This is a genomic window from Fodinicurvata halophila, from assembly GCF_042651425.1.
Classification (GTDB): Bacteria; Pseudomonadota; Alphaproteobacteria; order Kiloniellales; family DSM-21159; genus Fodinicurvata; species Fodinicurvata halophila.
This window is the reverse complement of the sequence record NZ_JBHSCW010000001.1, coordinates 669,390-689,947: the sequence shown is the minus strand read 5'-3', so window position 1 is coordinate 689,947 and position 20,558 is coordinate 669,390. Positions and strand designations below refer to the sequence as shown.

The window sequence follows — 20,558 nt, the reverse complement described above, 5'->3', positions numbered from 1 at the left end:
TCCTTCCACCTGATGGCCCGATATATGCCAGCTTTTACCGAGGACTCCAATATCAGGGCGCTTTCAGGTCGCAGGATCCTCGTACTGGTTCAGGGGCCCCTGGAGCAGTCGCCACGCATGGCCGCCCATGTCCATATGCTTCTGGAGGCGGGCGCCGCGGTGAACCTGCAGGGCTATGGCGCAGCCCGGGACTTTCCCTTCACCCACGAACGCCTTGCCATAACGGCCCTTGCGGGAAGCGGCCGGAACAGCAGTCGGCCTTCGTCCCGCCTGCCGCTGGTTGGCGCGCTGCGCCACATGGCCCGCATGGCCGGCGACCTCCGTGGCCATCTCAGGCATGCCGTTGCAGGCGCGGACCTGCTGTTCGTGCAGGTGCCGCCCGTTGCGCCCGGCGTCGCACTGGCGGCGCGCGCTGCCAGGCGGCAGGGGATCCCGCTGGTGATCGACTGGCATAACCTGTCGCACGCCATGGCCGCCTTGAAGCTGGGTCCGCGCCATCCTGCCGTGGCCGTCCTGCGCGGCCTGGAAAGCCGAACCGGCCGAAGAGCGAGCGGACACCTCGCCGTAACCCGGGCCATGGCGGATCATCTGCAGGCGCGCCTGGATCGGGAGGTGACCGTTCTGCGCGACCGGCCCTCCGGGCTGCAACAGACCGCCAGCCTTGCAGACAATGCACCACCCCATGAACCGGAAGCCGGACTGCAGTGGCGAACCCTGGTCAGCCCGACGAGCTGGAGCCTGGACGAAGACATGGATCTGCTGCTGGATGCGCTCCGCCAGGTCACACTTCCACCGGGCCGCGGCCTGCATGTAATGGCCACCGGCAAGGGGCCGGGACGCGCGGATTTCGAAAAACGCGCCGCCGAGTTCGAACGTCACAACCTTCGTATCGAGACCGCCTGGCTGTCGCATCCGGCCTACCTGGAGCTGCTGGCCCGGGCTGATGCCGGCATCAGCCTGCACCGCTCGGCCTCCGGTCTCGACTTTCCCATGAAGATCATAGACATGGAGGCGGCCTGCCTGCCCGTCCTTGCCCTGGACTACGGTCCCGCCCTGCGAGAGGGGCTGGACGGACTTTCCGGGGCGGCAACTTTCACGGATGCCGCCGGACTCGCGCGCCACCTGGAACAGCTCCTTTCGAACGACAGGCCCAGGGGGCGCGTCGAGTCCCGCGCCGATCACTGGGAAGCGGCCTGGACCAGAGCCGCGTTGCCCCTGTTCCAGAGGTTGCTTTCATGAAACCCGATGCTCTCCTCTTCATCGGCAACCTACGGGAACGGGGCGGTGGGCTGGCTGTCGGACTCTGGACGGCCCAGGCGCTGGCAGAGCGCTATCGTGTCACCATCGTCTCCTGGGCTCCGGCCGACCTTGCGATGCTGGATGCAACCTACGGGACCAGGTTGGCAAAGCTATCGAACCTTGAAGTCATCCATGCACCGGCGTGGCTGCGCAGACTTTTCCGACTCTCCGCCGGCCGTCTGGTTCTTCTCAAATCCATGCTGCTGATGCGGATTGCCCAACGCCTGGTTCGGCACCGCGAGCCGGCCGTGATCGTATCGACCTCGAACGAAACGGATCTCAAGCGCCCGCTGCTCCAATACATCCACTTCCCCTGGCTGTACTGGCCACGGCCCGACACCGACCTGCGCTGGTACCACCACAGCCTTTTGGTTCTGGCCTACAGGAAGCTTTGCAGGATCATCGGCAACTACGATCCGGAACGGGTCCGGCAGAACACCACCCTTGCCAACTCGCACTGGACGGCCAGTCTCTATCGCCAATGGTATGGCCAGGAGGCCGATACACTTCATCCGCCCGCGGTCATCCCGGACGGCGCCATGGATTGGGCGGCGCGCAAGCAAGCGGTCGTATGCCTGGGCCGGATATCTCGTGAAAAACGCCAACTGGACGTCATCGAGATCGTCCGGCGTCTGCGCGCCCGCGGCCACGGGCTTGAACTCTATATCTGCGGCTTTTCCCAAGACAGGGACTACCTCCAACAAATCCAGGAAAAGGCGGCGCGAGTTGGATCCTGGGTGAAGCTGCACCTGGACTTACCGCGCGCCGAAATGCTGACCATTGCCGGGGAATGCCGCTATGGGATTCATGCCATGGTCGACGAGCACTTCGGGATCGTCGTCGCCGAGATGCTGCAACTGGGAGTCCTGCCCTTCGTGCACGAGTCGGGCGGCGCAGCCGCCATCGTCGAGGACAAGCGTCTGCTGTGGGACAACGAAGAGACCGCAGTCGAGCGGGTGGCTGCCTGCCTCGAAGGCCCGGACCATCTGGCGAGCTTACGCCGGCATTGTGAACAGCGTGCCCAAGCCTATTCGCACCGGCATTTCATGGACAGCATTCTCACCTATGCACGGCAACTTGAAACCGAAACATCAAAGTTTTCATGAATTTTAAAGGTAATACTGCTATTCACACTGTCCGTTCGTATCGACCACTAAAAGCGCTACGGCGCGAAAACCAGAAACATTGCGTCGAGAGGCCATGAGAAGACTTACACTCCCAAGCATCGGCCGCGTGTGCCTTGCCATCGTCCTGCAGGCCGCGCTCGCCCTTTCCCCCCTTGCTGCAGCCGCGCAATCCATCGAGGTTGAGGGTGAAGTTGAGGCAGGAAGCTCCACCCTCCCGGAAGGGAATCAAGGCTCCCCCTTCTATACCAACGGAGACCTCACCGTCGGCTCGACAGGCACAGGAAGTCTGATTATCGAAGACGGAGGCGAGGTGTATAGTGAGGAGGTCAGGGTTGGCTATGAGAACGGCTCCGATGGCACGTTGATCATAAGGGATTCGAACTCCGCTCTTAGGCTCTCATCCGGGAAATTTTTTGTCCTGGGATGGGACGGCACAGGTATAGCCGAAATCAAGGACGGCGCCGTGCTGCATAGCAGCACCGGCTATATCGGAGCGTTCTCCACAGGAAGCGGGTCCATGACCGTCAGCGGCCACGGGTCATCCTGGTCCAATAACGATGATCTGACAGTTGGACACCAAGGCACCGGCACGCTTGTGATCGAAGAGGGTGGGCACGTTACCTCAGTGGACAGCTACATCGGCAGATTGAGCGGAAGCGAAGGCACTGTCACGCTTAGCGGCAGCGATTCGAAATGGACCAATTCCGGCACGCTGATTCTGGCTCGGTACATAAACTCCACAGGCACCCTCAACATCGGTGCAGAGGAAGGGGCCAGTCCTCTACAACCCGGTGTTCTCGATGTTGACGAGATCGAATTCGGCTATGGTGATGGGACCGTCATCTTCAATCACGACAGCAGCGATTACGAATTCTCGCCAAGCTTTCACAGTTTCTCAGGTAACGCGGAGATGGAGATACGACATCTCTCCGGTACAACGACATTCAGTGGCAACAGCGCCGGCTTCATGGGACAGACAACCGTATCGTCCGGTACTCTCAGGATCGACGATGGCGCGCACCTTGGCGGTACGACGACCGTTGACGGTGGCACGCTGGGCGGCGATGGAACCCTCGGCGATACAACGCTGGCTTCTGGCGGCACGCTGGCACCCGGAAATTCCATCGGAGAGCTGACGGTAGACGGCAATCTGACCTTCCAGTCCGGCTCTGTCTACGAGGTCGAGGTAGACCCCGCCGGCAGCGATGCCGATCACACTCATGTCACGGGTGCTGCGGACCTGAGTGGCGGAACAGTACGCCATGTGGGCTTGGACGGGGAGTACGACCCCTCGTCCAGCTACACCATCCTGACCGCCAACAGCGGTTTCGGCGGCACGGAATTCGCCGACGTTACATCGGACTACATCTTCCTGGACCCCAGCCTGTCCTATGATACGCATACTGTGGACCTGGAACTGACCCGCAATGACACCGACTTTCGGGACAAGGGTCGTAGCGGGAACCAGAAATCCACGGGCGGAGCGATCGAGAGTCTGGGCCCCGGCAACGCGCTCTACGATGCCATCCTGACCTATACCGGTAGCGAAAACGGCCTGCAGAAGGCCTTCAACCAGCTATCCGGCGACACCAGGCCTTCGACCCAGACGGCGCTGACCCAGGCCGGACAGGTGGTCCAGAACCTGATCCAGAACCGCGCCCTGGGCCGAATCTTCTCCAACAGCGGCGTTGGCGGCCTCCAGCAGGTCCAGCGCACGCCGCGCGAGACGCAGCTGGCCTCCAGCCGGCCTCTGCCCGGCCTCGCCACCGCCGAACGCAGCCCACAGGGCGAGAGCCTGCGCCACCGCGCCTGGGCCCAGGCCTTCGGCGGTTGGGGCCGGACCTCTGACGACGACGACACGGCCGAGGCCAGCTATCGCACCGGCGGTCTGCTGGCTGGGCTGGACGGGCGTATCGCAGGGGATTGGACCCTGGGCGGCTTCGCCGGCTACAGCCGCTCGGATGTGAACAGCGACAACCGCAATGCCGGCAGCAACGTGGACAGTTACCACCTGGGCCTTTACGGCGGCCGCGCATTCGATGTGGGGGGACCGGGCCGTTTGGGCCTGAGCCTGGGCAGCAGCTTCACCTGGCACGAGGTGGATGCCCAGCGTCAAGTGAACTTCCAGGGCTTCAACGACAAGCTGACGTCCGACTATTCCGCGCGCAGCCTGCAGCTGTTCGGTGAACTGGGCTATCGCATGGAACTGGAGGAGGCCACGCTGGAGCCCTATGGTGGCTTGGCCTGGCTGCGACACACCACAGAGGGCTACGACGAAGAAGGTGGCGCCGCCGCCCTGGAAAGCGATCGGAGCACCGAGAACACCTTCTACACCACACTGGGATTCCGGGCGGGAACGGATTTCGAGGTTCGGGACACCAGGATCGACCTTTACGGCGGTCTGGGCTGGCGCCACGCCTTCGGGGATCGCACCCCCTCGGTGACTCAGCGTTTCCAGGGTGGAGAGAGTTTCACGGTGTCCGGCACGCCGATCGCCCGGGATGCCGCGGTCCTCGAAGCCGGTCTCGGCATCTCGCTCAGTGAAACCTCCCGCCTGTCCGCCACCTACGAAGGCCAGCTTGCGCCCGGCAGCCAGGACCACATCGGACGCCTCGAATTATCAATCAGGTTCTAAGGAAATCGGCTTAGAAAGGGCTGTCCTGTGCCACGCGGACCTGTCCGACCTGCCGGCCGACGACGTTCTTCACCGGCTGGACCAGCAGGTCGGAGAGCGCTGCGCGGGCGTCGTCATCGATCAGATTCAGCTTCTCCAGCACCCGGCCCGCCGCGACTTCAGCGGCGCGGGTGGCGCCATCGTCGATCTTGAGGGCTACGCCGATGCCCATTTCAGGCAAGATGATGGAGAAGACGCCTTCCGCGCCTGTCTTGACCAGCACCCGGCCCTGCGTCGCCTCCATGACGCGTGTGCAGAAGCGATTGCTGCCCGCCACCAGGAAGGGGTGCGCCGCCATGGCCGAACAGATGCGTTCGCAGGCCGCCTGGCGGCGCTCCGGTTGGTCCACGGGATCAGCAAACTGGGCGAAGGCCAGCGCCACATGGCTCAGCGGAATGGCGATCTGCGGGATGCCGCAGCCGTCGATGCCGCGCGGCGCATTGCGCAGCTCGCAGCCGCTCATCATCTCCAGGATACCCAGGATGCGCTGCTGCACCGGATGCTCGATGCGGATATAGCCCCGCGTCGGCGCGCCCAGGTGCAGAGCCGTGGCCAGGTAGCCCACATGCTTGCCCGAGCAGTTGTTGTGCAGGGTCGTCGGGCTCTCGCCGGCGCGCAACAGGGCCTCGGCCGCCGTAGTGTCCTTGGGCGCGTGGGCGCCGCACTCCAGGTCGGTTTCGGAAAGCCCCAGGCGCTTCAGCCAGGCCTGCGCCACCTCCACATGCCGCGGCTCGCCGTTGTGGCTGGCGCAGGCAAGGGTGATCTCCGCATCGCTGCAGCCGAAGGCCTCGGCGGCGCCGCTCTCCACCAGGGCCAGCGCCTGCAGCTGCTTGATTGCCGAGCGCGGATAGACCGGATGGCCGATGTTGCCGGCGGACATCAGGACACTGCCGGCTGCATCCACCACGGCAACGGCGGCCCGGTGACGACTCTCCACCAGGTCCCCGCGGGTGACCTCCACCAGCACGGGATTGGGTGAGCCGCTGTCGGACTGTGGCGCGGAAGACGACATGGATTGGCAATCCTTGATGAACGAGGGGTCTCATGAGGCGCCGCATCCGGGTGCGGACTGCGGCGACAAGGACCTTGCCCAAAGGCTCCGGACTGTGCAAGTTCCGCCCCATGCGTGGATATTTCGGAATCGGTGTCGAGCGGATCAGCAAGTCCATGAACCTCGGCAGCCTGCAGCGCTCGGCCAATGCCTTCGGCGCCAGCTTCTTCTTCACCGTCGCCGCCAACCTCAAGCAGCGGGAGGTGCGCCTGTCCGACACCTCGTCGGCGGCTGAGCACCTGCCCGTCTATCACTTTCCCGATATCGAGGCGCTGACCCTGCCGCGCCACTGCCGCCTGGTCGGCGTCGAGCTGACCGACGACGCCATCGACCTGCCCAGCTTCCAGCACCCCGTGGCGGCCGCCTATGTCCTGGGGCCGGAACGCGGCAGCCTGTCGCCGGAGATGCAGGCGCGCTGCGATGTCGTGGTGAAGATCCCGACGGAGTTCTGCATCAATGTCGCCCTGGCCGGCGCGCTTGTGATGTACGACCGCGTGCGGGTCATGGGCCGCTTCCCGCCGCGCCCGGCCAGCAGCCTTGTGCGGCCGGACCCGCTGGAGCCGCACGTCCACGGCGCCCAGAAGATCCGCAGCAAGACCCCGGATTCGAGCTCCAGCTAGGAGCAGGCGAGTTCCTCCTGCCGCACCCCGGCGGCCAGGACGGCAAGCGGCAGGTAGATCTCGAACTCCGTCCCTGCGCCGGGTTGTGTCGTGACCGCGATCGCTCCTTGGTGATCGAGGATGATGCCCAGCAGGGCGGCCAGGCCGAGCCCCGTGCCTTCCCCCACGACCTTGGTGGTGAAATAGGGCTCGAAGATATACTGCAGGGTTTCCCCGTCCATGCCGATGCCCGCATCCGCGACGCTCAGCCGGGCATGCGGACCGGCTGCCAGCAGGCCGATCCAGGTCCGGTGCGCCTCGCCGGTACCGCCCTCCTGCAGGAGACGCGGCGGGTCTTCATGCGATCCGCTGTCTCGCAGGCTCGCCGCACGCCCGCCGTCGATCTCCAGCAACCCCACCTCTATGCGGATCCGGCCCGGCGAGTCTTTCATCGCCTGGGCGGCGTTGACACAGAGATTGGCCAGGACCTGGTGCAGCTCGACGGGGTCGCCCTCCACCGGCAAGGAGTCGTTCGAGGATTTCAGGTCCAGTTCCGCCGGTGCCAGCGTCACCCGCAGCCACTCGACCGTTTCCGTGGCAACCTCTCTCAGGTCCAGAACCTGCCGCGCCGGTTCCTCGCTGCGCGTGAAGGTCATGATGCGCCCGATCAGCGCCTGTCCTCTTTCGGCCGCCGTGATGATCTCGTCGACGCCTCTGTGGCCTGTCTCGTCCGGGCGCAGGCTGTCCTTCAACATGTCGCCGTAGCCCAGGATGATGCCCAGGATGTTGTTGAAGTCATGGGCAATGCCGGCCGCCATGCGGCCTACCGCGTCCCGCTTCTGGGCCTCGTGGAACAGCCGGTCCGCCTTTTCCCGCTGGGCCTGCTGGAGTGCCGCTTCTTCACGGCTTTGCTTGAGGGCGGCCGCCAGCGTGTTGAAGCTGTCCGCCAGCTGGCCGAGCTCGTCGTCGCTTTCGACGGGGATCCGCGCTTCGAAATCGCCGGCCTGCATCCGCTGCATGCCCTCGGTCAGCGTGCCCAGGCTCTGGTGCACGGACAGCAGGATGGCCCGCATCGCGATGGCGGAAGCCACGGCCGCACCCAGCAGCGTCACGCCCATGATCGTCTCGCGCGGCTGGCCGGTCAGCGGCGAGACCTCTGGCACGAACAGCAGGGTGACGGCAATGGAGCCGAGGGGGACCAGAATTCCGCCTGCCGCGATCAGGATCATCTTGCCGCCGAGCGTGGCCTGCCCCGGCCGCACCGGCAGACCATAGTCGAGGAAGAACAGCCGTCGCATCCGGCGCGTATAGTCCAGGATCAGGAAATAGGCCGTGTAGGGCAGGAGGACACACCAGGCGACAGCACGGGCGATCAGGATCAGCAGGACCTCGCCGCTCGGCTCCAGTCCGTGCACGAGGAAGGGGGTCGTCAGGAAGGCGCTGATCGAGAAGATCGCGGCTACCATCAGGCACCAGGCTCCGGCACGCGGCGCGAGACGTTCCAGGGCCGTCAGCGCCGGTTCGGCCTCGCCCGTGCCGGCAAGGAACCGAGCGATGGGACGGTGGAGCCACCAGCCGCCCGCAAGATTCACCGCCAAGAGGATGACCAGAATCTCGGGGAGGCGGTAGAGCAGCGCCTGCGGCATGCCGGCCAGGCTCACGAACAGCCCGGAGAGCAGCAGATCCAGCGTGGGCATCGCCAGCAGGGCAAGGTAGTAGCGCTTCGTCATGAAGCGATCCTGGACGGGGAAAGTGAACAAGTGATTAGCAACCAGAGCGATTGCCGGTGCGACACAGCGGGCCGGCGCCTTGTCACCGGGGCTGGAAAGGATGGCGACGTGGGCTGTCCTTTCCAGCCGAGGTTATCAGTAGCGGATGAACGGATTGAGGAGGCGCCCGAAGGGCCCGGTGAACCTGAGTGGCGCGTCGGTCAGCACCAGGCAGAGACAGGGGTCTCCCGGCTCGGCGGTCGGGCGATGGTCGACCTCGGCGTCCGCCACCTGCAGGTCGCCGCGCGCGAAGCGCCCGCTCTCGTCGTTGTATGCGCCCTGCAGGACCAGCGTATACTCCACGCCCTTGTGGGTATGCCGAGGCACGCTCGTGCCCGGGGCGATGCGCATCAGGCGCAGTCGCCAGCGCGTTCCCTCGTCTTCCCCGGCCTCCAGATCGGCTTCTTCCAGGCCGCTCATGACCCGCCGCCAGGGCAGGCCGTCCAATTCCTTGCCCACATACCGGCGCAGGGGACGCGGCAGGAGTGACGCCGCGTCGTGCACACCCTCGTCATCGGCCGTGTCCTCGTCCGGCGCTTCAGTCTGGCTGCGTTCCTCGTCCTGCTCCAGTCGCGCCATGACCTCTGCGAAGCAGTCCGAGCTGACCTCGGCGGGCTCCAGGTCCTCCAGCAGCAGGCCGCCGATGCAGTCGTAATCCTTCACGTGGCTGCGGCTTTCCGGATCCAACGCCAGGTGCGTCTCGATCACCAGCGCGGCCGGCGCGTTGAGCGTGCCGCGTGCGTAATCGAACAGCAGCTCTTCCGGTGCATGATGAACCGGCATGTTCACTCTTGCTCATCCTCTTTCAGGGTTCTGCGCAACCGACCCAGGGCCAGGCGCAGGCGTGATTTCACCGTACCCAGTGGCAACTCGCTCTCCAGTGCGATCGCACCATGGGCCTTGTCCTCGAAATAGGCCTTGCGGATCAGCTCCGCCTGTTCCGGCGGCAACTGCTCCAGTGCGGCCCGGACGCGCTCGCTGTCCTGGCGCGCCTCCACGGCCTTGTCGGCCGAAGGTTCCGCCTCCGGCTGCAGCAATGGGTCCTCGCTGTCCAACTCGCCCCGGCGGTCGCGCCGCAGCGCGTCGATCCGCTTGTTGCGGGCGATCGTGAAAATCCAGGTGCTGACGCTGGCCTGGTTGGCATCGAAACTCGCCGCCTTGCGCCAGACCAGTATCATGACCTCCTGCACCAGTTCCTCTGCCGCACCGCTGTCCGACCCCAGGCGCACCAGATAGGCCTTCAAACGTGGTGCGAAATAGGCGAACAGCTCGGCGAAGGCCTCCCGGTCGCCCTGCTCGGCCACGGCCTGCAACAGGATGGCATGACCGGCGGGTCGAAGGGCGGAACTGTCATCGGTAAGAGACATGCGTCCATGAAAAGCGATTCCTGCCGCCGCTGCAACAGCTTCGCTACCTGTCGTGAACGCGTTCTCCACCGGCCGTTCCAGTAGGTCGACGCTCTGTTCCATGCCGGCTTCTACGCAGACAGCACTCTTCCGGATCATCCCTGCGGCACCGCAAAGGCGGATTTTTTCTGCTCTTGCTCTTGCGGGTTCAAAAGCGCAGATTAAACCGCATTTTAGACAACAAAGCTTGCATGCAGCTTCAAATTTGGCTTCATTTTGGCAGAGGCTTGAAAGGGCTTGCGCTCGGACGTCGAAGCCTCCAAACCTTGGTAAGAAGGATCGTCCTGGAGAACGAAGGCCAATCGAGCGGAATCCGCATCATGAAGATTACTGCGACCTTACGTAACAGCTTCCTGACCCTCGCTGTCCTGGCCCTGGCCGGTGCAAGCTTCGCCGGAAGTGCGGCTGCGCAATCGGTCAAGCGCATCGGCGATTATCGCGACTGGTCGGCCTACACCACCACCGAGAACGGCGATCCCGTCTGTTTCATCGCCAGTGTACCCACCAAGTCCGAGGGCAACTACACGCGGCGGGGCAACGCGTTTGCCATCGTCACCCTGCGCCCGGCCGACAATCGCGACCCGGAGGTCTCGTTCATTGCCGGCTATACCTACGAGGAGGACAGCGCGGTGGAAGTCACCCTGGACGGCAGCCAGCAGTTCCGCTTCTTCACCCAGGACGATGCCGCCTGGCTGCCCAACGAGCCGGGCGCGGATGCCGAGATGATCGAGGCCATGAAGGAAGGGCTGGAAATGGTGGTGAAGGGCACCTCCAATCGCGGCACACTGACCACGGACACCTATTCCCTGCGTGGTTTCACGGCCTCCTATGGCGCCATGCAGGAGGCCTGTCCCGACGCCTGAGTCCGGAGCACTTTCCGTGAAGGCTTGAACGCGGGCCAGAGGAAGCGTAGGTAGGGCCCATGAGCACACTGCCAGAGACCTCTGCCCCAATGGACGGCACAGCCGACGCCCGCGCCCGGGAGGCGCAGGCGATGTCGGAGGAGTCCGGCCATGCGCCGGCGCCGCGCGAGCTCATTGGCCTGCCCTATGACGCCCTGGAAGCGGCCGTCATCGAGCTGGACGAGCCCAAGTTCCGCGCCAAGCAGCTCTGGCACTGGCTCTATCATCGCGGCGCCACGGATTTCGCCGAGATGTCGTCGCTGTCCAAGACATTCCGGGAGAAGCTGGCGCAGCATGCCGTCGTGTCCCGTCCGGGCGTGAGTTCGCATCATGTCTCCACGGACGGCACCCAGAAATGGCTTCTGCGCTTTGCCGATGGCAACGAGGCCGAGATGGTCTTCATTCCCGAGGAGGACCGCGGCACGCTCTGCGTCTCCAGCCAGGTGGGCTGCACGCTGACCTGCAGCTTCTGCCATACCGGCACCCAGCGCCTGGTGCGCAACCTGAGCGCCGGCGAGGTGCTGGGGCAGATCATGCTGGCCCGCGACACCCTGGGCGAATGGCCCTCGCCCAAGGAAGGCCGGCGGCTGACCAACATCGTCATGATGGGCATGGGCGAGCCGCTCTATAACTATGACAACGTGGCCACGGCGCTGAAGATCGCCACCGATTCCCACGGCCTGGCCTTCTCGCGCCGGCGCATCACCCTGTCCACCTCGGGTGTCGTTCCGATGATGCAGCGCTGTGGCGAGGAGATCGGGGTCAACCTGGCGGTCTCGCTCCACGCCACCGACGACGAGACGCGCAACGAGTTGGTGCCGCTCAACAAGAAGTACCCGCTGAAGGACCTGCTGGAAGCCTGCAGGACTTATCCGGGGGTCCACAACGCCCGGCGCATCACCTTCGAGTACGTGATGATCGACGGCGTCAACGATTCCCTGGAAGAGGCCGAGCGCCTGGCCGAGCTGCTGCGCGACATTCCGGCCAAGATCAACCTGATCCCCTTCAATCCCTGGCCGGGCACGAAGTACGAGTGCTCGTCGTGGGAGGCCATCGAGGCCTTTTCCGATCGCCTGGCGGAGCTTGGCTACTCCGCGCCGGTGCGCACGCCGCGCGGACGCGACATCAATGCCGCCTGCGGCCAGCTCAAGAGCGACAGCCAGAAGAAGCGCCGCTCGCAAATCCTCAAGGAGCAAAGGGAACAGGCCGCCGCCCCGGCGTCCACCTGATCCCGCCTGCTGTCCCCGCTCGCGCGGTTAGGCCGCCAGTTTCGGCAATTGCGGACGCCGTTTCATCGCGGCGTCGATCACGGCCTCCACATGGGCCCGCTCCTCGCCGACCAGCGGCAGGCGCGGCGCGCGGACATGCTCGGTGCCCAGGCCGACCTTGGCCTCGGCCAGCTTGATGTTCTGCACCAGCTTCGTCGAGACATCCAGCTCCAGCAGCGGCACGAACCAGCGGTAGATCTCGCGCGCTTCCTCCAGGCGCCCGGCCTTGAAGAGCTGATAGATCGCCACCGTCTCTTCGGGGAAGGCGTCCACCAGCCCGGCCACCCAGCCGTCGGCGCCCATTGTCAGGGCTTCCAGCGCCAGATTGTCGACCCCGCAGAAGATGCGGTAGCGATCGCCCATGGCGTTGATCAGGCGGGTGACCCGGCGCACGTCGTCGGAGGATTCCTTGATGGCGACGAAACGCTCGTTCGCCGCCAGCTCCGCGAACATCTCGACGCTGACGTCCACCTTGTAGGCGACGGGATTGTTGTAGACCATGATGGGCAGGGTCGAGGCCCCGGCCACCGCCTGCAGGTGGGCCATGGTTTCGCGTGGGTCCGAGACGTACTGCATGCCCGGCAGGACCATCAGGCCGTCCAGGCCCTGGGCCTCGGCCCGGGCCGCCACGTCACAGGCGGTGCGCGTGCGCCGCTCGGACACGGTCAGCAGCACCGGCACCCGCCCGGCGCTGACCTTCTGCGCCAGGGCCGCGATCTCCAGCTTCTCGTCCGGCTCCAGCGTGCTGGCCTCGCCCAGCGAGCCGCAGACGATCAGGCCGTCCACACCGGCCTCCACCTGGGCCCGGAAGTTCTTCTCCATCTCCCCCATGTCGAGGCTTTCGTCGGCATGGAACTTCGTGGTGACGGCGGGGAAGACGCCGCTCCAATTGCTGGTCATGGTCTGGCCTCCTTGCTTCTCGACTGTGGGGTCTCACCAATCAGTTATCGATTGTATACAATTATCTCAAGGAAAAATGCGCGCCACCCACATTCCGTGGCCCGTCACTGTACCTCCAGGGCCTGTTGCGACAGCTCCAGCAGGTAGTCGACCAGGGCGTTGCTTGCCTGCTCGGCCGACGCGGGCTGGCCGGCCACGATGGCGTCGATCAGGTCGCAGTGCAGCCGGGCGGCCGTCTGCAGGTGGCTGTCCACGCGGTGCAGGAACCAGAAGCGCCGGCAGTGCGCGTGCAGGGGCGCGGCCGCCGCAGCCGCGAAGCGATTGCCGGCAGCCTCCTTCAGCAGGCTGTCGAAACGCTTGTCCGGGCGCATGAAGGCGGTGGTGTCGCCGACCTCGGCCGTCTCGCGCATGTCGCGGGCACAATCCAGCATCTCGCGGCAGTGCTCGGGCTGGCGCCGGCGCGCCGCGCTGGCCACCAGCAGGGCATCCAGCGCCCGGCGTGTCTCCAGCAGGTTCAGGTGGTCGCTCAGGTTGATCTCGCTGATGAACAGGCCGCGGCGCGGCATCATCACCACCAGATTGTCGTTGGCCAGCTGCTGGAGCGCCTGGCGCAGCGGTGTGCGGGAGACGCCCAGGGCCTGGCTCAGCTCCGTTTCCGAAATGACCTGGCCGGGCTGCAGCTTCAGGGTAACGATCTGCTCTTCCAGCAGGCGATAGGCGCGCTCCGCCAGGCTCTCGATCTTGGCCTGGCCGCTGCCGGTCTCCTCACGAACCTCCGTCTGCTCCATCCCAACGGCCGTCATCGTGGCCGCTCCTTCCTTGCGAAGTCTCAATTCTCACAAGGTATAAGCATGATCCCGGCCAAGGGAAACAGGCAAAATGGGAGCAGCAGAGCTATGGGGAAAGCGTCTCAAGGGCAAGTACAGGCCTGTTCGCCCTTGCTGAGTATCGGCAGATTGCCAAACGCAGATGGCTTACAGCTTGTTCGGGACCTTCCCAAATGCCGGAGGTGTAAACCATGTGATCGGAATGCCCCCCTGGAGCCTCGACGCCCTGCGCAAGCACTGAATCACACCCACAGTCGAGACAGCCTGTCTTCCGGAAAGATTTGTACGCATCAGTAATTTTTTTGATGCACAAAACGCCTGTGTGTATCAAATTATAGATTGATGCACACAAAGCGAGAAGCGGCGAGACATGGAAATTTCTGCTCACAGTCGTCCGGCAGTGGTGGCCTACCAGGACCTGCTCCGTCTCCATCTCGACGAAAGGGCTTCAAACCTGGTGGGCACCATTGAGGAGCGGCAACGTAACGGCCGAACCTATCTCTACGAACGCTTCCGGATCGGCACCGAGATGATGAGCCGGTACCTGGGCGAAGACAAACCGGAGCTGCGGGCGCGCTTGGAACGCGCGGAAACGCTGAAAGCCGACAGGGAAGCCCGACGAAAGCGGATGACCAGGCTCGCCAAGACGCTCCGGGCCGAAGGCTTCATAACGACGGACCGGGAAACCGGTTCGATACTTCTCGCCTTTTCTCGAGCAGGAATGTTCCGACTTGGTGGCACCCTCGTGGGAACATCGGCTTATAGCCTCTACCAGGGCGAGCTCGGGGTGCGCATGGATTACGAGGAATTGGCCCAAACCGGAGACATTGATTTCGCCAGTTTCGAACGGCTCTCGGTTGTTCTGGAAGACAAGGTCGAAGAGAACCCTGCCGAAATCCTCAAATTGCTCAAATTTGACCCGGTTCCCGGTATAAACGATCGACAGGTTTGGAAATGGCGACAGAGCCACTCGGAAGCAATGGTCGAGTTTCTGACGCCGGCCTTCGGCGACGAAAAGGTTAAGCCGCTACCTGCTTTGGGGGTAAGTGCCCAAGCTCTAAACTACCTGAACTTTCTGATCGCGGACCCGATCCATGCGGTTGCTCTCTACCGCTCCGGCGTTCTGGTCCAGGTCCCCCGGCCCGAGCGTTTCGCGATTCATAAGCTGATCGTGGCCGATCGGCGCCGCAGCGGGCCCAATCAGTTGAAGTCCCGAAAGGACCGGGCCCAAGCCGAGTTCCTTGTGGCGGTCCTTTCCGAAGACCGCCCAGACGAACTCGCAGAAGCCTATGAAGACGCGCTATCGCGTGGTCCGCGTTGGCATGACCGGATCAAGTCAAGTTTGAAACGTATGCCTGAGACGGCAGAACGGCTATCGGCCTTAGTTTAGCACACTGATAAGGTTCCTATCTGGCGCAGCAAAAGTCTGCGCCGGCCACCCTCATGAAACTGTAAACCATGTGATTGGTATGAACCGAGAAGGGTGCGACCGTGCCTTCACTGCGTGGGAAGCCCAGCAGCTTCTGGGTGCCGTGCGCCAGGAAGATGAGGGCCGACACGATGCGCAGGATACTGAGCATGCGCGGAGTCCAGACGCTCATGGTGTTTTCCATAACGTCTCTCTCCTCCTGGAAAGCGAACTGATCTTCAGCTCATAGCCTAGCGCAAGGGCTGTCGGTTGGGAACGCGCCCCTGGCGGAGCCTGCCGACCTTGCCGTTTTCACGCATGGGCGCCCCGGTGGTGCCGGGACAGGTCTTCGGCATCTGTCTGCTTGCGACGACCCAGGCGTTTCCAGACGCGTTCGTGGAAGAAATAGAGGACCGTGTTGGCCATGGGCTCGATCAGCGCGATGCCGCTGGCGATCGCGACCGAGCCTGTCAGGGCGAACGCGATGCTGAAGCCCACCAGGATGTGGAAGAAGCCATAGCTGAGTGTCTTGATCAGATCGCGTTTCATGGATGTCACCTTGGACTCTCCTTCATTTCTTAGAATGATTATAATAACGATTTGCAAACAGTCAAGGGAGTCCTGCCGCATCTGGTGAAAAAGTACGGGGGTCAGTCACGCGCAGGCGAGAATGCCTTGGCATTCCCTACAGTGCACAGCCGGGCAGCGGCGGCCCCAAACCCGTTCAGCGGATCGACAGGGCCTGGGCGAGTCAGCCGGCGCGGCGTTTCTGGGTCTGGCGTGCGCGCGCGTCCTGAAGCGCCGGTTCGTCGAACAACTCGGCCAGGCGCTCCAGCATGGTGCCACCCAGCTGTTCCGCGTCGACGATGGTGACCGCCCGCTTGTAGTAGCGGGTGACGTCGTGGCCGATGCCGATGGCGGTCAGCTGCACCGGGCTGCGGGTCTCGATATAGTTGATGACCTCGCGCAGGTGCTTTTCCAGGTAGTTGCCCGGGTTGACCGACAGGGTGGAATCGTCCACCGGCGCGCCGTCGGAGATCACCATCAGCACGCGCCGCGCCTCGTTGCGGGCGAGCAGGCGGTTGTGCGCCCAGAGCAGGGCCTCGCCGTCGATGTTTTCCTTGAGGATACCCTCGCGCAGCATCAGGCCCAGGTTCTTGCGCGAGCGCCGCCAGGGCTCGTCGGCCGCCTTGTAGACGATATGGCGCAGGTCGTTGAGACGGCCGGGCAGGGCCGGCTTGCCCGCCGAGACCCAGCGTTCGCGTGACTGGCCGCCTTTCCACATGCGTGTGGTGAAGCCCAGGACCTCGACCTTGACCCCGCAGCGTTCCAGGGTGCGCGCCAGGATGTCCGCGCTCATGGCCGCCACCGAGATGGGCCGGCCGCGCATGGAGCCCGAGTTGTCGATCAGCAGGGTGACTACCGTGTCGCGGAAATCGGTGTCCTTCTCGTGCTTGTAGGACAGGGAATGGGTCGGGTTGGCGATGATGCCCGCCAGGCGCGCCGTGTCCAGCAGGCCTTCCTCGAGGTTGAATTCCCAGGCCCGTGTCTGCTTGGCCATAAGACGCCGCTGCAGGCGATTGGCCAGGCGCGCGATCACGCCCTGCAGATGGGCCAGCTGCTGGTCCAGGAGCTGGCGCAGGCGCTGCAGCTCCTCCGGGTCACAGAGGCTGGCGGCATCGACCACCTCGTCGAATTCCGTCGTGAAGGCGCGATAGGCGTCCTCGGGCGTGGAGTTGCGGCGGTCGTCCCACTCCGGCGGGCGGTTCGGGGCGCCAGGTTCCTCGGCGCCTTCGCCCTCGTCGGTCTCGCCCTCGCTCTCGACGGCCTCCTCGCCGTCCTGGCCTTCGCCGCTGTCCTGATCCTCCATCTCGCCGGTCTCGGCGGCCTGGGACTCCTCGGAGTCCTTCTCACCGCCTTCGCCGCGGCTCTGATCGTCTTCGCCGGCGTTGTCCTCGCCTTCCTGCTCGCTCTCGCTCTGGTCCTCGTTCGGTTCAGGTTCGGTCCCGGCATCAAGGTTCAGGTGCTGCAGCATCTGGCGCACCTGGCGGGCATACTCCTCCTGGTCGTTGGCGGTTTCCTGGAGTGCTCCGATGTCGCGGAAGATCTGGGGGTCCAGGTGGCCGCGCCAGCTCTCCACCAGGCGCTGGGCCGACGGCGGCAAGGGCTTTCCGGCAATCGCCTCGCGGGCCATCAGGCGCAGGACCTCGGACAGCGGGACGTCATTGTGATCGCTGACCTGGTTGAGGCCTCGGCTGCGGTAATTCTCCTCCAGCGCGGCATCGAGGTTGAGCGTGCAGCCCGTCATGCGCCGCATGCCCAGAGCCTCGCAGCGGGCCTGTTCCACGGCGTCGAAGACGCTGCGGGCCTCGCCATCGGTCGGCTGCTGGGTAGCATGCACGCCGCTGTCGTGATAGCGCAGGCGCAGGGCGATGGAGTCGGCTTCACCGCGCACCAGCGCCACGTCCTCCGGCGGCAGGTCGCGCGACGGCATCGGCAGGCGCGCTTCCGTGCCCTGGAGGCCGCGGCCAGAGGGCGAGAAGCTCGCCGAGATATCGTCGTGCTCGGACATCGCCCGCATGGTGGCGGATGTCACGCGCTTGAAGCGGTCGATGGGGGACTCACCCGAACTCATGCCGAACTCCGTACGTCACGCCGCTTACACCAGGGTTGCCTGGATACCGGTTTCCGGCAGCTCCGTCCCGAAGCAGCGCTGATAGTACTCGGCCACCGTGCCGCGCTCGATCTCGTCACACTTGTTGAGGAAGGTGACGCGGAAGGCGAAGCCCACATCCTTGAAGATCTCCGCGTTCTCGGCCCAGGTGAGGACGGTGCGCGGGCTCATCACCGTGGAGATATCGCCGTTGATGAAGCCGCTGCGCGTCAGGTCCGCCACGGCCACCATGGCGCGCACGCGTTCGCGGCCTTCCTTGGTGTCATAGGACGACAGCTTGTTGAGGACGATCTCCTCTTCGGCATCGTGCTCCAGGTAGTTGAGCGTGGCCACGATGTTCCAGCGGTCCATCTGGCCCTGGTTGATCTGCTGCGTGCCGTGATAGAGGCCGGTGGTGTCGCCCAGGCCGATGGTGTTGGCCGTGGCGAACAGCCGGAAGGCCGGATGCGGATGGATGACCTTGTTCTGGTCCAGGAGGGTCAGTTTGCCGTCCACCTCCAGCACGCGCTGAATCACGAACATCACGTCGGCGCGCCCGGCGTCGTACTCGTCGAACACCAGGGCCGTGGGATTCTGCAGCGCCCAGGGCAGCAGCCCCTCGCGGAACTCGGTGACCTGCTTGCCGTCCTTAAGCACGATGGCGTCCTTGCCGATCAGGTCGATACGGCTGACGTGACTGTCCAGGTTGATGCGGATCGTCGGCCAGTTCAGGCGCGCGGCCACCTGCTCGATATGCGTGGACTTTCCGGTTCCGTGATAGCCCTGGATCATGACACGGCGGTTGTAGGCAAATCCGGCCAGGATGGCGAGCGTAGTGTCGCGGTCGAACCGGTAGGTCGAATCGCCGTCGGGCACGTAGTCGCATTCCTGGGAGTAGGCCGGCACCATCATGTCGCTGTCGATGCCGAAGGTCTGGCGCACGGAAACGTTGATGTCGGGTGCGCCCTTCGGCAGTTCGCTGGCGCCATTCTCTGTCATTTCGGACATGTTGCTAAGTTTTCCTTGGACTTTCCTGTTGTCACTAAGCTGGTGTGATGCCCTTCAGAGATAAAGGGTCTTGAGAATACTGTAAGCCTCGTTCACGGCCTTCATGCGGTTCTCGGCGACCTTGTCTCCGCCATTGGCATCGGGATGCAGGCTTTTGACAAGCGCCCGGTAACGCTGGCGTATGGTTGCCCAGGTCGTGGGCGACGACAGGCCCAGTGCCTGCAGGGCACGGTCCCGGTCGCTTTCGGGCTGGGCGGTCGACTGATGAGCGCTGCTGCCTGCCTGATGACGCTGTTTCTGCCGCCGGCGGCGACCGGCCAGCTCTTCCGCCTGGGCCCTGGCCGCGGCTTCCGCGTCGCGCAGGTCGGTCTGTCCGTTGCCCATCCGCCAGGTTGGACGATCCCAAGTGTAGGCTTTCATCCGGTCGGCTTCAACGTCCCGGGGGTCCATGTCGCGATGATAGTTCCAGGCGGCATTGTAGGCGCGCACATGCTCCAGGCAGAACCAGCGATACTCGTTCAGCCGTTCGCGCGAGACAGGTGCCCGGTACGCGCCGACCGCCCCGCAGTCGGGGTGGTCGCAGATGCGGGTTGCCTCGCCAGCCTGCCCGCCGTCCGCGTGCAGGTCGTCCATTCGGGGCATGCGTGCCATCATGGTCCAAGTATGAGGGGCGCTTCGATCACTGACAAGATGCCGGGCGAAGATGATCGGCCCGGCCGGGAACCTGATGCAGTCAGTCGCGCGGGCCATTCTGCTGCGCGCGCAGGTCGGCCAGGTTCACCAGCGCCAGGCCGGCGACGATGCCGACAAGGCCCAGCAGCAGGCTGGGGGTCAGCCGCTCGCCCAGCAGCAGGACCGAGCTGCCGACGCCCACCATGGGAACACCCAGCAGGCCCAGCGAGGTGGAAATGGCCGGCAGGCTGCGCGTGACCGTGATGGTGGCCCAGTAGCAGAAGCCAGTGGCGATGGGCCCGTTGTAGGCAATCACCACCCAGGCCGTGCCGGAAAGCTGGGGACGGTAGTCTCCCTCAAACACCAGGGCCAGCACGGTCAGCGGCACCAGCGCCACCATCATCTGCCAGGGAATGATCTCCAGCACCGACCCGCTCCAGCGGTGGCCGCGCACATGCAGGATGGCGATGGCCCAGCCGACGGCGGCCAGCATGAGGATCATGTTGCCGATCACCACGTCGCTGTCGCTCCAGTTCAGGGCCAGCGGATTGAACAGGGCAACGAGGCCGATCAGGCCCAGCAGGAGCCCCGCGACTTTGAGGCGCGAGGGCCGTTCGCCGAGGAGGAGGATCGCCGCGGGGGTGACCCAGAGCGGCGTGGTGTAGGCCAGAACCGAGGAGCGGCCGGCCTCGACGAACTGCAGGGCGAAGTTGATGGCACCCAGGAAGAGGGCGACCTGCAGCAGCCCGACGGTGAGGATGACCGGCAGGTCGCGGCGCTGCGGCAGCTTCAGCCGCCCGAGGGCGGCCAGGAGAAGCAGCAGCGTGACCATGCCGAGGAACAGGCGGCTGACCGCGAACCAGAAGGGCGGCAGGCCCTCGTTCAATCCGATCTTCATGATCGGCCAGTTGCTGCCCCAGAGCAGGATGACCGCCCCGAGCAGGAGGTAGGCGCCACGCAGGGACATGCTGTAAGACCACCCCTATGCTGTTTGC

General features: G+C 64.6%; 19 protein-coding genes. 7 read left to right on the top strand and 12 right to left on the bottom strand.

Annotated features, from left to right (window positions below; genetic code table 11):
* Window positions 1-24 precede the first annotated feature (24 nt).
* From ACFOW6_RS03215 to ACFOW6_RS03205, 3 genes are all read left to right on the top strand, one after another.
* Entirely contained in the window at window positions 25-1,239 is a 1,215-nt protein-coding gene (locus tag ACFOW6_RS03215) for a glycosyltransferase (protein WP_382420885.1), read from the top strand.
* The gene (locus ACFOW6_RS03210) at window positions 1,236-2,405 is read left to right on the top strand and encodes a glycosyltransferase family 4 protein (RefSeq protein ID WP_382420884.1); all 1,170 of its coding nucleotides are present in this window, start codon (window positions 1,236-1,238) and stop codon (window positions 2,403-2,405) included. Before ACFOW6_RS03215 ends, ACFOW6_RS03210 begins: the two co-directional genes overlap by 4 nt.
* Before the next feature lie 94 nt (window positions 2,406-2,499).
* Entirely contained in the window at window positions 2,500-5,061 is a 2,562-nt protein-coding gene (locus ACFOW6_RS03205) for an autotransporter family protein (protein WP_382420883.1), read from the top strand.
* 10 nt (window positions 5,062-5,071) lie between these two features.
* On the opposite strand, the gene ACFOW6_RS03200 is transcribed toward ACFOW6_RS03205, so the two are convergent.
* Entirely contained in the window at window positions 5,072-6,112 is a 1,041-nt protein-coding gene (locus ACFOW6_RS03200; protein WP_382420882.1) for an asparaginase, read from the bottom strand.
* 110 nt (window positions 6,113-6,222) lie between these two features.
* Between ACFOW6_RS03200 and ACFOW6_RS03195 the strand changes: the two genes are divergently transcribed.
* The gene (locus tag ACFOW6_RS03195; RefSeq protein WP_382420881.1) at window positions 6,223-6,771 is read left to right on the top strand and encodes an RNA methyltransferase; all 549 of its coding nucleotides are present in this window, start codon (window positions 6,223-6,225) and stop codon (window positions 6,769-6,771) included.
* On the opposite strand, the gene ACFOW6_RS03190 is transcribed toward ACFOW6_RS03195, so the two are convergent.
* The 3 genes from ACFOW6_RS03190 to ACFOW6_RS03180 all read right to left on the bottom strand — a co-directional run bounded on the left by ACFOW6_RS03190 (window position 6,768) and on the right by ACFOW6_RS03180 (window position 9,988).
* Window positions 6,768-8,480 (bottom strand): sensor histidine kinase, encoded by a 1,713-nt coding sequence (locus ACFOW6_RS03190; RefSeq protein ID WP_382420880.1) that lies wholly within the window; start codon window positions 8,478-8,480, stop codon window positions 6,768-6,770. The genes ACFOW6_RS03195 and ACFOW6_RS03190 overlap by 4 nt on opposite strands.
* Before the next feature lie 135 nt (window positions 8,481-8,615).
* Window positions 8,616-9,302 carry a ChrR family anti-sigma-E factor gene (locus ACFOW6_RS03185; protein ID WP_382421007.1) on the bottom strand — a complete coding sequence of 229 codons (687 nt, stop codon included), beginning with the start codon at window positions 9,300-9,302 and terminating at the stop codon, window positions 8,616-8,618.
* A gap of 2 nt (window positions 9,303-9,304) precedes the next feature.
* Window positions 9,305-9,988, bottom strand: coding sequence for a sigma-70 family RNA polymerase sigma factor (locus ACFOW6_RS03180; RefSeq protein WP_382420879.1), 684 nt, complete (start codon window positions 9,986-9,988; stop codon window positions 9,305-9,307).
* Window positions 9,989-10,245: 257 nt separating this feature from the next.
* Between ACFOW6_RS03180 and ACFOW6_RS03175 the strand changes: the two genes are divergently transcribed.
* Together ACFOW6_RS03175 and rlmN are read left to right on the top strand one after the other, a co-directional pair.
* Complete coding sequence (locus ACFOW6_RS03175) at window positions 10,246-10,788, top strand: invasion associated locus B family protein (RefSeq protein WP_382420878.1); 543 nt, start codon at window positions 10,246-10,248, stop codon at window positions 10,786-10,788.
* A 131-nt stretch (window positions 10,789-10,919) separates the two neighbouring features.
* Window positions 10,920-12,056 carry a 23S rRNA (adenine(2503)-C(2))-methyltransferase RlmN gene (gene rlmN / locus ACFOW6_RS03170; protein WP_449267348.1) on the top strand — a complete coding sequence of 379 codons (1,137 nt, stop codon included), beginning with the start codon at window positions 10,920-10,922 and terminating at the stop codon, window positions 12,054-12,056.
* A gap of 27 nt (window positions 12,057-12,083) precedes the next feature.
* Here the strand turns inward: rlmN and ACFOW6_RS03165 are convergent, their stop codons facing one another.
* Together ACFOW6_RS03165 and ACFOW6_RS03160 are read right to left on the bottom strand one after the other, a co-directional pair.
* Window positions 12,084-12,995, bottom strand: a complete 912-nt coding sequence (locus ACFOW6_RS03165; protein ID WP_382420876.1) for a dihydrodipicolinate synthase family protein — start codon at window positions 12,993-12,995, stop codon at window positions 12,084-12,086.
* Window positions 12,996-13,099: 104 nt separating this feature from the next.
* Window positions 13,100-13,798 (bottom strand): GntR family transcriptional regulator, encoded by a 699-nt coding sequence (locus tag ACFOW6_RS03160; protein ID WP_382420875.1) that lies wholly within the window; start codon window positions 13,796-13,798, stop codon window positions 13,100-13,102.
* Between the two features lie 394 nt (window positions 13,799-14,192).
* Between ACFOW6_RS03160 and ACFOW6_RS03155 the strand changes: the two genes are divergently transcribed.
* Window positions 14,193-15,212, top strand: coding sequence for a nucleotidyltransferase family protein (locus tag ACFOW6_RS03155; protein WP_382420874.1), 1,020 nt, complete (start codon window positions 14,193-14,195; stop codon window positions 15,210-15,212).
* Window positions 15,213-15,228: 16 nt separating this feature from the next.
* Here the strand turns inward: ACFOW6_RS03155 and ACFOW6_RS03150 are convergent, their stop codons facing one another.
* The 6 genes from ACFOW6_RS03150 to ACFOW6_RS03125 all read right to left on the bottom strand — a co-directional run bounded on the left by ACFOW6_RS03150 (window position 15,229) and on the right by ACFOW6_RS03125 (window position 20,530).
* Window positions 15,229-15,435 carry a DoxX family protein gene (locus ACFOW6_RS03150; protein ID WP_382420873.1) on the bottom strand — a complete coding sequence of 69 codons (207 nt, stop codon included), beginning with the start codon at window positions 15,433-15,435 and terminating at the stop codon, window positions 15,229-15,231.
* A 107-nt stretch (window positions 15,436-15,542) separates the two neighbouring features.
* Complete coding sequence (locus ACFOW6_RS03145; RefSeq protein WP_382420872.1) at window positions 15,543-15,779, bottom strand: DUF2061 domain-containing protein; 237 nt, start codon at window positions 15,777-15,779, stop codon at window positions 15,543-15,545.
* A 202-nt stretch (window positions 15,780-15,981) separates the two neighbouring features.
* Complete coding sequence (cobT, locus tag ACFOW6_RS03140) at window positions 15,982-17,865, bottom strand: cobaltochelatase subunit CobT (protein ID WP_382420871.1); 1,884 nt, start codon at window positions 17,863-17,865, stop codon at window positions 15,982-15,984.
* A 24-nt stretch (window positions 17,866-17,889) separates the two neighbouring features.
* Window positions 17,890-18,891 carry a cobaltochelatase subunit CobS gene (gene cobS / locus ACFOW6_RS03135; protein WP_382420870.1) on the bottom strand — a complete coding sequence of 334 codons (1,002 nt, stop codon included), beginning with the start codon at window positions 18,889-18,891 and terminating at the stop codon, window positions 17,890-17,892.
* Between the two features lie 54 nt (window positions 18,892-18,945).
* Entirely contained in the window at window positions 18,946-19,533 is a 588-nt protein-coding gene (locus ACFOW6_RS03130) for a J domain-containing protein (protein WP_382420869.1), read from the bottom strand.
* Window positions 19,534-19,624: 91 nt separating this feature from the next.
* Complete coding sequence (locus tag ACFOW6_RS03125; RefSeq protein WP_382420868.1) at window positions 19,625-20,530, bottom strand: DMT family transporter; 906 nt, start codon at window positions 20,528-20,530, stop codon at window positions 19,625-19,627.
* Between the last annotated feature and the right edge of the window lie 28 nt (window positions 20,531-20,558).

What these genes read in the sequence shown, in the direction of transcription:
- ACFOW6_RS03215 (WP_382420885.1), top strand. Translation starts at nt 25, where the DNA reads ATGCCAGCTTTTACCGAGGACTCCAATATCAGGGCGCTTTCAGGTCGC.
- ACFOW6_RS03210 (WP_382420884.1), top strand. Translation starts at nt 1,236, where the DNA reads ATGAAACCCGATGCTCTCCTCTTCATCGGCAACCTACGGGAACGGGGC.
- ACFOW6_RS03205 (WP_382420883.1), top strand. Translation starts at nt 2,500, where the DNA reads ATGAGAAGACTTACACTCCCAAGCATCGGCCGCGTGTGCCTTGCCATC.
- ACFOW6_RS03200 (WP_382420882.1), bottom strand. Translation starts at nt 6,112, where the DNA reads ATGTCGTCTTCCGCGCCACAGTCCGACAGCGGCTCACCCAATCCCGTG.
- ACFOW6_RS03195 (WP_382420881.1), top strand. Translation starts at nt 6,223, where the DNA reads ATGCGTGGATATTTCGGAATCGGTGTCGAGCGGATCAGCAAGTCCATG.
- ACFOW6_RS03190 (WP_382420880.1), bottom strand. Translation starts at nt 8,480, where the DNA reads ATGACGAAGCGCTACTACCTTGCCCTGCTGGCGATGCCCACGCTGGAT.
- ACFOW6_RS03185 (WP_382421007.1), bottom strand. Translation starts at nt 9,302, where the DNA reads ATGCCGGTTCATCATGCACCGGAAGAGCTGCTGTTCGATTACGCACGC.
- ACFOW6_RS03180 (WP_382420879.1), bottom strand. Translation starts at nt 9,988, where the DNA reads ATGGAACAGAGCGTCGACCTACTGGAACGGCCGGTGGAGAACGCGTTC.
- ACFOW6_RS03175 (WP_382420878.1), top strand. Translation starts at nt 10,246, where the DNA reads ATGAAGATTACTGCGACCTTACGTAACAGCTTCCTGACCCTCGCTGTC.
- rlmN (WP_449267348.1), top strand. Translation starts at nt 10,920, where the DNA reads ATGTCGGAGGAGTCCGGCCATGCGCCGGCGCCGCGCGAGCTCATTGGC.
- ACFOW6_RS03165 (WP_382420876.1), bottom strand. Translation starts at nt 12,995, where the DNA reads ATGACCAGCAATTGGAGCGGCGTCTTCCCCGCCGTCACCACGAAGTTC.
- ACFOW6_RS03160 (WP_382420875.1), bottom strand. Translation starts at nt 13,798, where the DNA reads ATGACGGCCGTTGGGATGGAGCAGACGGAGGTTCGTGAGGAGACCGGC.
- ACFOW6_RS03155 (WP_382420874.1), top strand. Translation starts at nt 14,193, where the DNA reads ATGGAAATTTCTGCTCACAGTCGTCCGGCAGTGGTGGCCTACCAGGAC.
- ACFOW6_RS03150 (WP_382420873.1), bottom strand. Translation starts at nt 15,435, where the DNA reads ATGGAAAACACCATGAGCGTCTGGACTCCGCGCATGCTCAGTATCCTG.
- ACFOW6_RS03145 (WP_382420872.1), bottom strand. Translation starts at nt 15,779, where the DNA reads ATGAAACGCGATCTGATCAAGACACTCAGCTATGGCTTCTTCCACATC.
- cobT (WP_382420871.1), bottom strand. Translation starts at nt 17,865, where the DNA reads ATGAGTTCGGGTGAGTCCCCCATCGACCGCTTCAAGCGCGTGACATCC.
- cobS (WP_382420870.1), bottom strand. Translation starts at nt 18,891, where the DNA reads ATGTCCGAAATGACAGAGAATGGCGCCAGCGAACTGCCGAAGGGCGCA.
- ACFOW6_RS03130 (WP_382420869.1), bottom strand. Translation starts at nt 19,533, where the DNA reads ATGCCCCGAATGGACGACCTGCACGCGGACGGCGGGCAGGCTGGCGAG.
- ACFOW6_RS03125 (WP_382420868.1), bottom strand. Translation starts at nt 20,530, where the DNA reads ATGTCCCTGCGTGGCGCCTACCTCCTGCTCGGGGCGGTCATCCTGCTC.